The following is a 12,947-nucleotide window of genomic DNA, read 5'->3' as shown; positions in this document are numbered from 1 at the left end:
TCAGCCGCCGGGTGGCGACCACCAGAGGCTGTAGCTGTTCGGCGCGATCATCAGCGGCATGTGGTAGCGCGCGGCGGGGTCGGGCAGGGCAAAGCGCACCGTGATCTCATCCACCACGGCGGGCCGCGTGCCGGTGACGTCGGCAAAGTAGTGCGCGGTGTCGACCGCAAACTCGTAGCGGGTCTCGGGTGTCGGCGCCTCGGGTTCGATGTCGGCGCTGAATCGGCCGCCGGCGTCGCTCGTGCCCGCGACGAGTTCGATGTCGACGCGCCCGGGCGTGCGTTGAACGATGCGGATCGGCACGCCGGCTGCGTGCCGGCCGTCGACTGCGCTGAGCAAGTGGGTGGTGAACTGGGCCATGGCTATTCGATGCTCGCCTTGTCGCGTTTGTCACTGGTCGCCGCGACGATCGGGCTGATCACCCCGCGCGCCTTCACGTTCACGCAGGCCGGTTTGCCGCTCGCGAGGGCCCGCGCCATGGCGGGTGCGAGCTCGGCGTGTGTCTCGACCAACTCGCCTTGGCCGCCAAGGCCCTCGAACAACGTGTGAAAGGGGATGTCACGGAAATCGGTTGCGTAGTGCTGGCCGTTCTCGAACAGCCGCTCTTGCTGCTGGGAAATGCAATCCAGGCCCCCGTTGTTGTCGATCACGACGACGATCGGTGCATCCTCCTGGAACGCGGTCTCGATCGAGAGACCGCCGGAGAGGAACGCGCCGTCGCCGCTGATCAGCACGACAGGCGCGTCAGGGTGCAGGCGCTTGGCCGAGAGAGCGAGTGACACACCGACGCCGAGCAGGCTGTAGTTGCCCGGGTGCAGGATGCCGGCGAGCTGCTTGCCACGGTGACCCGCGAGGTTCACGGCGATCTCCGACCAGAAATGCGTGTTGCCGCCGTCGAACACCAGCCAGGCGTCGTCGGGCATCGCGGCCTGCACGTCGAGCGACAGCTGCAGCGGGTGCATCTTGCGTCCGGCCGCCTGGTCGGCGGCGGTCTCCTCGCCAATCGACTGCAGCGTGGCATCGACCCAGTCGTTGCGCTGGGTGCGGTTGGCCGCGAGCCAGTCCGGGGTGCCGGGCCAGCCGTGCGCCGTCGCGTGCGCGTCCAGGGCGTCCAGAAACGCCGCCGGGTCGGCCAGCAGCACGCTGTCGGCGGCGTGGTTGTAAACGAGTTCCTCGTCCGAGCCGTTGACGCAAACGAGGTGGGCACTGTCCGGGATGAACGGTGCGTTGCCGAATTGCATCTGGTTGTCGAGTCGGCAACCGACCATGACCACGCAGTCGCTCTGCTGCAGTGCCCAGCGGCTCGGCGCGTACTGGTGGATGTCCGCGAGCCCCATGTACACCGGCGAGGTCTCGGCCAGCAGCTTCTGGTGGTAGGGCACGTTGAAGACCGGCAGGCTGAACCGCGTTGCGACGCGCTCCAGTGTGCCTTCCGCGCCCGACCACCACACGCCGTGCCCGCCGATCAGGATGGGCCGTTCGGCCGCGCACACGCGCTCGAGAATCGGCGCGAGCGCGTCGGGCGCGGGCCAGGCGCGTGGCGCCGGACGATCGCCGTGCCAGCGGGGCCGTTGGTCGAGCCCGGCGTCGGCGTCGACGTGGGCAAACATCAGGTCGACCGGCAGGCTCAGGTGCACCGGGCCGGGGTAGCCGGTGGTGGCGATGTGCCAGGCGCGGTCGACGAACTCGCGGATGCGGGTGCCGTCGGTGATGCTCGCCGAATACTTGGTGATCGGTGCGGCGATCGCGACGTCGTCGATTTCCTTGAAACCGCCTGCGCCCTGGCGCTTCAGCGTGCTGCTGCCGGTCACGAAGATCACCGGCGTGCGCTCGCCCCAGGCCTCCATGATTGCCGGGATTGCGTTGCAGAAGCCCTCGGGCCCGACGAGGCACACCGACGGTTTGCGCGACACGCGCGTGTGGCCGTCGGCGAGGTGCCCGGCCACCTGTTCGTGCGGGGTGTTGATCACCGGCAGCTCGAGCGCCATGAAGCCTTCGAGTGCGGGGTTGCAAAAGCCGCCCGCCAGCGTGAAGACGTGTTCGACGCCTTTGTCGGCCAGCGCCTCGGCGAGCAGTGCACCGCCGCGCAAACGCCGCCGGTTGCTCACGGTGTCGCTCATGGGAGCCTCACGACGGGGTCTCGTTGGGATCGCTTTGCCATAGGTGCTGTTCGCTGATGTCCACGGTGCGGGTGACGCCGAGTTGCGCCATCACGGTGTCGATGTCGGTGCTGATCAGGTCGACAAGCCGATCGAGTGCGGCGCCGCCACCGGCGCCCAGCGCGTAGAGCCACGGCCGGCCCAGCATACAAAAATCCGCACCGCAGGCGAGCGCCTTGACCACGTCTTCGCCACTTTGCAGGCCGCTGTCGAAGAGGATCGGGCAATCGCGCCCAAGTGCCGCACGGATGCGCGGCAGGATGTCGATTGCGGCCGGTGCCGCGTCGAGCTGGCGCCCGCCGTGGTTCGACACCCAGACCGCATCGGCACCGGCGTCGCGCACGGCGCGCGCGTCGTCGGGGTGGGTGATGCCCTTGACCAGCAGCCGGCCGGGCCAACGCGCGCGCAGGGTGTCAAGAAAGGCGCGGTCGCAGGCACCGCGGCTCGCGCCCCGGTCGAAGGGCTTCGCCGCGTCGAAGTTGGCGGGTGCCGGGGCGCCGCGGCGCCACTGCGACCACGTCCAACGCGGATGCAGGGCGAAATCGACGAGCTGGCGTGCGCCGAGTCGAAACGGCAACTGCAGGCCGTTGCGTTGGTCGCGGATGCGCCGCGAGGCCTGTGGCACATCCACAGTCAGTACCAGGGTGTGGTACCCGGCCTGCAACGCGCGCTCGACCAGCGCCAGTGCGTCGTCGACGCCGCCGGTCACGTACAACTGAAACCAGGCCGTGTTGCCTGCGCGCGCGGCGACCTGCTCGAGCGAGGTGGACGCCGCGGTCGACGTGCACACCGGCAAGGTGCAGCGCCGTGCGGTGTCGATCAGCAGCGTGTCGGCGTCCGGGTGTACCAGGTTGCACAAGCCCATCGGCGCGATGCCGAACGGCCGTTCCCAGGTGTCGTCGAGCAGCGGGGTGCTCAGCGTGCGCCCGTCGGTGGGCAGCAGAACGCGCGGCTGCAGGCGCAGCGCGCGGATCGCCTCGGTGTTGTGGGTCGCGGCGTGTTCGCGCCCGGTGGCGCCCGCGATGAAGTCGAAGGCCAGGCGCGGCAGGCGCCACCGGGCGAGGCGAATCGCATCGTCTGTGCTGAAGAGGGCCGAGTCGGGCCGCATCGAAAGGTCCGGGGTGCAAGCGCCAGCCAGCTTGCGACAGCGCCCCACGCTTGGCAAGCTCGGCAGAGGCCAGGGGAGTTGCCATGCGGTTTGACGACATCAACGAAGGGGATGTGTACCAGGCCGGGCCAGTCTCGGTTTCGGCCGAGGAGATCGTCGCGTTCGCCGAGCGCTACGACCCGCAGTGGTTTCACACCGACCCGGCGCGCGCCGAAGGTGGGCCCTACCGCGGCCTGATCGCGAGCGGCTGGCAGACCTGTGGGCTCGCGATGCGCCTCGCTGTCGACACCGTGTTGACCGGGTCGGAAAGTGTCGGCTCGCCCGGCGTCGACGCCCTGCGCTGGCACGCCCCCGTGCGACCGGGTGATGCGCTGACACTGCGCATCACGGTCACCGAGAAGCGCCGCTCGCGCAAACGCGCCACCCGCGGCGTGCTGTGCTGGCACTGGCAGCTGCACAACCAGGACGGTGTGCAGGTGCTCTCGCTCGACGCGACGAGTCTGTTCGAGTTGTCGGACTGACTTAATAGCAGGGCCTACTATTGGTCATCGGTGCAGTCTGGAAGAGGGTATGCAATGTCCTCGTATTTCGCTGAAACCGGTGCTGTCTCTTGATTTTCATTGCATGAAAATCGGCCAGTGGAGCCAAAAGCAGCCCGTTTACTCATCCTGCCGGCTGGAAAAATCAATTCTCGTTAAGTGAAATTTCTTTGTTTAAATTTGTAGTGCTTGTACGCATATATATTTGATCAATATTAGCTGTGTTTTATAATTTCAATTTAAAGCGACCCAGCGCCTGGCCGAAGCAAAAGCGTACTGATTGCAAATACCGGCCGAAAGGGCTTTGGTGTTTCTGAAGTGGCGTTGTGAAACCTCATTCAATTCAAAACGAGGTTTTAAAACACGTTCTCCCACACGCCTGGTGTCTCAGCTTCGTCATGACCTGATACGTCCGAATCGCAATCGAAACGCGATGACCTAACGGACAGCCGGCTATGACATTGGACAGCACTTCTCAGCCCCAGAAGAAGTGGATTGGCGTACTGCTGATCTGCGGACTTTTCTCATTTGGCTTCTTCACGCACCAGGCTCGCGCGGAGGACCTGACAAGTTCCGAGCTCGATGCCGCAACGGACTCCCCTGGCCTGAACTGGCTGCGCGGCGAGCGATACGACGCGTTCAAAGGCATGATCAAACACCGCATGGTCGATATGCGCATACCTGGGAACGGCACGCTTGACCTGGTTGTCATGCGGGATGACAAATCGATTCTGCTGCCCAAGCTCGCCTACACGGGCAGTGTGGGTCGACACCTCAAGCCGCTCGGCAGCACAGGCGACAGAGGAAGTTTTCGTTGGGTGTACCGCCATGAGGCGGCAACGGGCGGCACGTGTGTGGGGGCCACTGACCAACCGGCTGTTGGCAAGAACCCGATCACGCTCGACTTGTATGGCCAAAAGATCGAGTTTTTCTCTACACGCAACCCGGCGATTGTGGGTAAGGCCCGTTTTCCGTCTAACGCGGCGTTTGTCAGCCCGAAGAACTGGTACATCACCTGCGTCGACAGCGTATTCACCCTGCATGATCCGCGAGGTCAGCGGTGGGTGTTTGATGGAAAGCGCGACACGTTCAGCGATGCCGACTACGGCTACGCGATTTACCTGACCTCGGTCGCGGATGCGTTCGGCAACACGTTGGTATACCGCTACGCCGCCGATGCGTCTGTTGCCGAAGGGATATCTCGCGTCGAGAACAACCCGATTCCAACCAGTGCCCACGACAGCTACAAGGATCAGCCCCGTGTGGTGTCGATCACCGCCTCAGACAACCGCGCAGTGACGTTCACCTACAACGGTGACACGCTCTCCGGGTACGAGGACAACGGTTCACCACGAAAGCGTGTCCGCACCGTCATCCACGAGAGCGCGGGGGCCGTCACGCGCTGGCGCCGTGAAGACGGCAAAGAATGGTACTACCGCCGTCAGAATGACCTGGTCGCAGAAGTGCGCTACCCCGAGGGGATGCGGATCACCTACGGGATGGGCCAGGCTTCCAAATTGGATTACCTCGGCCCACTCGCGTCGCGCGATCCGGCGTACAGCGCTGGCACCTATTGGATCCACACCGCGCGCACCCTGCACGGCACCAACGTGTCACAAACGTGGACGTTCAGCCGTTCGCGCAGTGGCCACAATCTGGTGAGGACGGTGGTTGCACCCACGGGTTCAACGCAGTTCCACTACCACACGGTGTACCGTGCCAACACCTACGCACAGCCTACGTTAAATGCGCAGTACGCTATTGAGCGAGCGCAACGCGGGAAGCTCCTGAAGAAGGTAAGGAGCTCGCACGAGGGTATGAGCTCAGCGCCACCGAGTTTCCGAACAGTGGGATCAGGTCAGGTATTCACCGACACCGGCCTTCGCACCACCGAATATGTTTGGCAGGGACACACCGGGTTTTTCGATAGCACGCGTGTCACGGGCTTCAACAACCGCGGTGGCTATTACCAGGCCGATGTGCCGCGCGTTGCCGAGATCAAGACATCGATCACGAACGGCAGCGGCACCGGTCTAAGCTACTCCCGAATCTTCTCGAACTTTGACAGCTACAACGCGCCACGTACCGTGGTCGAGACCGATGGGGGTAGCCAATCGCGTACCACGACGCTGACGTATGCCTATCCTGTGATCGACGATGTGACCGCGCTCGATCCTGAGACGATTGAACGGTGGGTAGTAGCACAATGGAGGACACGGTCGGTCGCCGGAATCGGTTCAGAGTCGCGCGTGTTCAGGCGTTCAAACGGCGCCTTGCTGTCGCACACAGTCGGCAGCATCAGAACTGGATACAGCTACGACAACAGCGGAAATCTCAGCGCTGTGATAGACGGCGAGAACCGCCTACAACGGTTCTTTTCCTATTACCGCGGCATTCCACGCGATGTGCGCGACCGCAACAACGCCCGACAAAGTCGCGTGGTTAATAGCGATGGCACTGTGCGTGAAGAAAGCGTGTTGGGCAACACCGGAGCAAAGTGGAAATACCAGTATGACGCTCTGCGGCGATTGAGCAAAGTCATCTCACCGCAGTCCGGTCGCACAGCGACAACGATCGCTTGGAACGTGATCCCGGCGAACAGAACAGTCACCCGCACTGAATCCCAAGGCTCGACCTACCGCCGTGTGACCACATTCAACATGCTCAATGACCCAATACGGGAGATGGTCGAGTATTCCGTGCCCGGCGGTGACAAGGAAATACTTGAGCACATCTGGAATTACGATGTGCTGGGCCGTCTGAGAAGTGCACGGGTTGGCGCGTTATACGGCCGAGATCTGATCAACCCAACGCGGTACACTGCACCCACGGTCACGAGTTACGAGTACGACGGCCTCGACCGCCTACAGTCTGAAACTCACACCACGTCGACGGGTGCCACAGCAACTACCACCTACCGCTACGGCGTGAGTGGCAGCGACCTCACTGTTGCCCGCACCGGGCCGACCGGCAACGGCACGGCGACCACAACCACGTACCTGCACGCCTACGGCCACCCTGATGCCGCTTGGAGCACGCGCATCGTGCGGCCACACGCGACCACCACCATCGACCGTGACGCCGTTGGGCGCGTGAGAAGCCTCGGGCAGGGCGGCGTGACCCGGACCTACACCTACGTGCCGGCGGGATCAGCGTTTGAGGGCCTACTTGCCACAGAGACACACCCCGAGACCGGTACGACGACCTACCGCTACCATAACGATGGCGAGATCAGGCAGCGTATCCAGGGGGGTGACACCACCACGTACACCTATACCGACGCGAATCAGCTCAAGAAGGCGGACTTTGCGGGCAGCGACGCCGACCGCGTCTACGAGTATTTTGCCGACGGCGCGTTGAAGTCGGTCGCGGTGGGAAGCAACACCACAGTAAGCCAATACACCTACGACCTCGAGTCGCTCGTTCGCACCGAGAACCACAACGTCGATGGCCGTCGCTTTGAACTCAAGTATGACTACAACAGCCTTGGCAATCTGACTGCCATCACCTACCCCAGTGGCACACGATACGCGTTTGCCCCCGATGGCTTGGGTAGAGCGACTGCGGTCACAACGGGCAACGCCACGCTCGCAAGCAGCTTGCGCTACCACCCGACCGGTCTGCTGGCCGATAGCCGCCTTGGGGCATTGCGCAGCCGTCAGACGCTGACGAAGAACCACCTGCCTGATGTGACGACCACTACGCCTTGGCTGTCCAGCTCGGTGCTCGCCAAACACGACTACGGGTATGACACGGCGCGCAACGTAACCTCGATCGCCATCACGGGCGACCGCACCCGCAGCCTGTCCATGCGCTACGACAAGCAGGATCGCCTGACCCGTGTCGCGGGCGGCAGCTTCGGCACCCACGAGTACGCCTACGATGCTGTTGATAACATCGACTGGGTCAAAGTCAACGGCACGACATCGAATTACAACTACGATTCCAGTAATAAACTGAGTGGGATATCGGGTGGCCCCGTGGCCCGCAGCAGTTTCAGCTATGACCCGCACGGCAACGCCACGTGGACCGGCAAACAGAATATCGGCTTTAACGCGGCCAACCAAGTCAAGCGTATCGAGGACAAGGCGAAGACATACGCCTACACCTACCTCTACGACGGCCACGGGCGTCGCAGTCGGACCACCAAAGACGGTAAACACAGCTACAGCGTCTACGGCATCGACGGTGCCTTGCGTCACCGCGCTAGTTCAGAAAACGACCATCAAAGCGACTACCACTACGCAGGTGGCAAGCTCGTCGCACGGACAGACTTCAGCAGCAGCATCACCGGTGACGGCAGCGTGCCGAATGGCGGGGGCTCGGGCGACACCGGCGGTGGCGCGGGGTCGGGTGGTTCGAACGGCGGCAGCACCGGCGGTGGAAGTTCGGGCGGCAGTTCGAGTGGCAGCAGCAGCTCGGGCAGCGGCGGCTATACACAGCTCGCCAACGGATCGATCACGGTCGAGGTGGAGCGCATGGCGCTTACCGCAGGCAGCGGGCCAGCACGCTGGGAGCGGGTGGAAGACAGCACGGCTTCGGGCGGCGTGCGCTACGAAGCCAACGGTACTGCCAACTGGAACGTTGACAAGGGCGCGGTACTGCGAGTGCCAGTGACCATCACTGAGGCGGGTGAGTACACCATTTACTTCCGCACACGCAACAGCGCGTCCGGCTCTAAGTCCCTGTGGTTGCGGGTCGACGATAAACGCATCGGGCCATTCGACGGGCGTTTGTATTTCACCAACCAGGACTGGAAATGGACAAACAACTACAACCGCAGTGATGTCACGCTCAGCGCGGGCGAGCACACGGTGGAACTGGTGACGCGTACCACGCAGTTGTCGGTCGACAAGTTGACGATCGTGCCAAAAGGTACACCGGCCCCGACGGGTGACGGTCCTGCCGATTCCTACCAAGCTGCGGGAGGGTCGAGTGGCGGCAGCGGAGGCAGCACGGACAGCACAGGCGGCACGGGGTACACCCAGCAGGCCGACGACAGCATCACGGTCGATGTGGAGCACATGGCTCTCACCGACGGCAGTGGCGACGCCCGCTGGGAGAAGGTGGCCGACAGTGCGGCATCGGGCGGGTACCGCTACGACGTCACCGGCACGGACAACTGGTACGAAGACGAAGGCGCGGTACTGCGTGTGCCTGTGACCGTGTCTCGTTCAGGCGACTACACCCTCTACTTTCGCGTCAAAGACGTGGACGGGCGCGGCGATAAGTCCCTCTGGTTGCGGGTTAACAACCAGATGATCGGTCCGTACAACGGCAGACTCTATTTCACCGCGAGCGGTTGGCACTGGAGCAACAACTTCAACCGCAGTGACGTGAGCTTGACGGCAGGCACACACACCATCGAACTGATCACGCGCACAGCCGGGCTTGCACTCGACAAGATCAGCTTGGTGCGCCGAGGCAGTGCGGCGCCCACGGGCTTTGGGCCTGCCGACTCATCGGGCGGAACGGGTGGCACAAGCAACCCACCGTCGGGCGGCGGCAGCGCAGGTTATGTGCAGCAAGGTGATGGCTCGATCACCGTGGACGCCGAGCACATGGCCGTGACCGCAGGCAGTGGTCCTGCACGTTGGGAGCGGGTCGCTGACAACACCGCTGCCGGTGGCTTCCGTTACGAGGTCAAAGGCGCAGCCAACTGGGTGGCGAGCGCGGGCGCGGTGCTGCGTGTGCCCGTCACGGTGACGCAATCGGGCGACTACTCGCTCTATTTTCGAGTAAAGAACGTCGACGGCGGCGGTGAGAAGTCGCTGTGGCTGCGGATCAACAATCAGATGATTGGGCCATTCGACGGCAGACTTTACTTCAATGCGAGTGGTTGGCACTGGAGCAACAACTACAACCGCAGTGACGTGAGTTTGGCGGCCGGCACTCACACGATCGAGCTGATCGCACGAACCGCTGGACTCGCGGTCGACAAGATCAGCTTGGTCCGCAAAGGCAGCGCCGAGCCCACGGGGCTGGGACCGGCGGATTCTTCGGGCGGCTCGGGGAGTGGCATTGACACGAGCGCAGGCGGCAACAGCTTTTCCTCGCGTGTTACACCGTTTTCCTTTGGCAACGCGGCAGGTATCTGCGCGCCGACCTTCCAACTGGTGGGGTACGAGCACGACCTCTGGCCATCCTCTGACAAGCGTCTGCCCACGTCGGTGGGTGCAAGCCGCACATGGCGCCACCCGAAGGGGCTGCCGTACAGCGTTCGGGTGACCAAGGTGGCTGACGGGGCGTCTGCGCGCACCATGGGCGCTACCCACTTCCTGCACCGGATGCCTGAGTACTCCCAGCACGATGCACTCTCGGCCGACGGAACCTACGCGGTTTCACACGGTATCGCCTCGCGAGCACTGTACAACGGCAAGACCTTCCGCAACGTTCGGGTGGTCTCAAACGCTGGCGCCACCCTTGGTGATTGGCAATGGCACCCGCAACAGGACAACACGGCCTACTACTTCGACAAGCAAAACGACCGTGTTTACCGCTACAACGCCGCCACTGACCAACACACGGTCGTGTTCGATTTCCGCGGCAGCCCAGTGTACGCGAACGGCCGGACCTTCACTAACCTCGGCACGAGCAACAACGCCTACGCCATGGGGGGGCAAGGCAGCATCTCGGCGGACGGCTCGACGGTGTCGGTGATTTTGAACAGCGGCGGCCACGGCGTGGTGGCGGTGCTCGACCTCAACCGTGGCACAGTCAAAAACACCCTGTTCTTCTCCGGCATGGACCACTCGAGCGAGCTCGACATTGCGTCGATCACGCCAGACGGCCGGTACGTGCTGGTGGCGGGGCAGTTTAACGGACTGTTCAACACCACGTTCGACCGGGGTCAGCTCTACGCCTTTGATACGCGAGATCTGCGCCTATCAAACCGCAAACTGGTTTCGGGTAGACCTTCCCACTTCGATGTAGGCACGAACGCCGACGGTGAGCCGGTGTTGGTCAGCATTGGCCACGAAGCGCTCAACGGCTGGAGAGGCAAGACCTCAGCCAGCGGCGTGACACTGCGCTCGGGTGTGTACCTCTACAACTTTGCCCGCGACGAGTACGAACAAGTCCTCGGCACGGAGTTGTGGAATGGCCGAACCTCGCCGGCAGGCCACGTCTCGATGCCGCTCGATGGCAAAGGGGTCGCGTTGCTCTCGCTGTACCGTGGCGGCCACCCGAAGGGCACCGCACACGCAGAGAACAACGCACTAATTGCGGTAGACGTGGACACGGGCTTTGTCGCGTGGCTCGGTTGGGACAACGGCGCCAACGACGGCTGGCGTGACCGCACGGGCAGCACGCACGGCTACTACGCCCAGCCCCACGCGTCTTTGGTGCAAGACGCGACCGACGCGAGTGGCAATCGACGATGGGCTTGGGCCTTCGCCAGTGACAACGGCAACCTCGGCACCTCTGCAGACTATTACGTCGGTGAGGTGATCTGCGACTAGACGCAGATCCGGGGCTAGCCTCTGTGGCCAGCCCGACCAGATACAAAATACAGCATTGGAATAGACATGATGAACCCATTCACCACCGTGCGCCGAGCCGCGCACCTCGCCATCGCTGCGGGCTTGATCGCACTCAGTGCCCACGCGCACGCGGGCATGCAAGTCATCTACTTCCACACTGACGCCACGGGCAGCCCGACGGCTGCGTTCAATGCTGACGGTGACGTCTGCTGGCGCGAACAGTACTCACCGTACGGCGAGAAGTTGGACAACCCGGACGCCGTGCCTCGCACGGACAACGGCTGCGGCCTGCTCGGCACCGACGTGGGGTACACCGGTCACGTCCAAGACACCACTGGGCTTGTCTACGCACAGCAACGGTACTACGACCCGCAGGTGGGGCGGTTTTTGAGCGTGGATCCGGTGTTGCCGCATGCGGGCGATTCCCGCTACTTTGGGCGGTATCACTATGGAGCGAATAGTCCTTACCGCTACACTGACCCTACGGGCGAAAACTTTGTCAGTGGAATATTTGAGACTATTTCCCAGGGATGGGATGCTATTACGGGAGGCTCATTTGACTCTGAAGCGGTCGCAGATGCCTTCGCTGATGGATACAATGGAAACGGGGGCGCTCTAGGTTTTGCTGGCGCACTTGCTGAAGATGTTGCTACGTTTGCTGGCGGTTTTGTTTTCAGTGGTGCAGTTAGAGGTGTTTCTGCTGCATCCAGGATAGGGCGCGGGTCTTCAGGTGTTGGTCTCCAGTCAGCGGGCGCGGCTGTCAATCGAACAATCAACTTCTCTACGCGTCAGATACAAAGTAAATTCAAGCACGCAGAAGAATTTGGAGTAACTGGACCTTACAATAAGAAAAATGCTGAGAGATTCAAAGAAGCAATCAAAAAACATGTCAACGATAAGGACACTGCTGTGATACCTGGAACATATAGAGGGCAAGATGTTACTCACTTTACGAACCCTAAAACTGGGCTCAATGTGATGAAAACACCTGATGATGACTTCATTAGTGGCTGGAGATTATCCTCATCACAGCTTGGCAATGTTCTAGGCCGTGGTTCGCTATAATGATTCGTCCCAAGTTGTCCTTCGATATTTCAAAAGATACTGCTTTGATATTCTTCGAGTGGCTTAGCAATTACGCTGACAACTCTGAAATTGAGAATCTTGGGTACGCCGAGAAGCAAGCGATTTTTGATATGGTTGCTACTATGGAAAAGAGCATTCCAGAAGTGCTACACCCGGAGTACACGCAGCTCGTCAAAGACGCACGAAGCCGCATGTCACCATAACTGACCAGTAGGCTGGTTCGTCACCCCAGATAGACAAGCACAAACAGGCTATTGCGTCATGCTTAGAAACTTAGACAGCCAACGTCACAACCAGAGAAACTTAGACAGCCACCGTTGAAATACAAACGCAACCAGGCCTCTCGCGGTGCCAACGAGTGATAAGGGACGAATGGGGAGGCTTGGGCAGTCAATTAGACAGCCACCGTTGAAGCACAAACGCAACCAGGCCTCTCGCAGTGCTAACGAGTGATAAGGAACGAATGAGGAGGCTCGAGTCTGTTGCCCTTGTACTGAGGTCGGTACAAAGACGGCATCTTTGCTGTAGACGAGCAGCGCCTGCAGCCGCAAGGGTGCGGCAAGACCTATCGTGG

The 12,947-nt window shown here is 62.0% G+C and carries 6 protein-coding genes; 3 read left to right on the top strand and 3 right to left on the bottom strand.

All coding sequences use genetic code 11. The features are described 5' to 3' along the window. The 3 genes from AAGA11_15690 to AAGA11_15680 are packed head-to-tail and all read right to left on the bottom strand — an operon-like array spanning window position 1 to window position 3,267. Window positions 1-360: a hydroxyisourate hydrolase gene (locus AAGA11_15690; GenBank protein ID MEM9604309.1), complete on the bottom strand. Its 360-nt coding sequence runs from the start codon at window positions 358-360 to the stop codon at window positions 1-3. A 2-nt stretch (window positions 361-362) separates the two neighbouring features. Then, window positions 363-2,120, bottom strand: a complete 1,758-nt coding sequence (locus AAGA11_15685; GenBank protein ID MEM9604308.1) for a thiamine pyrophosphate-binding protein — start codon at window positions 2,118-2,120, stop codon at window positions 363-365. A 7-nt stretch (window positions 2,121-2,127) separates the two neighbouring features. After that, window positions 2,128-3,267 carry an alpha-hydroxy acid oxidase gene (locus AAGA11_15680; GenBank protein MEM9604307.1) on the bottom strand — a complete coding sequence of 380 codons (1,140 nt, stop codon included), beginning with the start codon at window positions 3,265-3,267 and terminating at the stop codon, window positions 2,128-2,130. Between the two features lie 83 nt (window positions 3,268-3,350). On the opposite strand from AAGA11_15680, the gene AAGA11_15675 reads away from it, so the two are divergent. The 3 genes from AAGA11_15675 to AAGA11_15665 all read left to right on the top strand — a co-directional run bounded on the left by AAGA11_15675 (window position 3,351) and on the right by AAGA11_15665 (window position 12,352). After that, the gene (locus AAGA11_15675; GenBank protein MEM9604306.1) at window positions 3,351-3,788 is read left to right on the top strand and encodes a MaoC family dehydratase; all 438 of its coding nucleotides are present in this window, start codon (window positions 3,351-3,353) and stop codon (window positions 3,786-3,788) included. 473 nt (window positions 3,789-4,261) lie between these two features. Further along, window positions 4,262-11,266 carry a hypothetical protein gene (locus tag AAGA11_15670; protein ID MEM9604305.1) on the top strand — a complete coding sequence of 2,335 codons (7,005 nt, stop codon included), beginning with the start codon at window positions 4,262-4,264 and terminating at the stop codon, window positions 11,264-11,266. Window positions 11,267-11,335: 69 nt separating this feature from the next. Beyond that, complete coding sequence (locus tag AAGA11_15665; GenBank protein ID MEM9604304.1) at window positions 11,336-12,352, top strand: colicin D domain-containing protein; 1,017 nt, start codon at window positions 11,336-11,338, stop codon at window positions 12,350-12,352. The last annotated feature ends 595 nt before the right edge of the window (window positions 12,353-12,947 follow it).

This window comes from Pseudomonadota bacterium (assembly GCA_039196715.1).
GTDB lineage: Bacteria > Pseudomonadota > Gammaproteobacteria > CALCKW01 > CALCKW01 > CALCKW01.
Note: the sequence above shows the minus strand (reverse complement) of the source record. Positions and strands in the feature narration are given on the sequence as shown.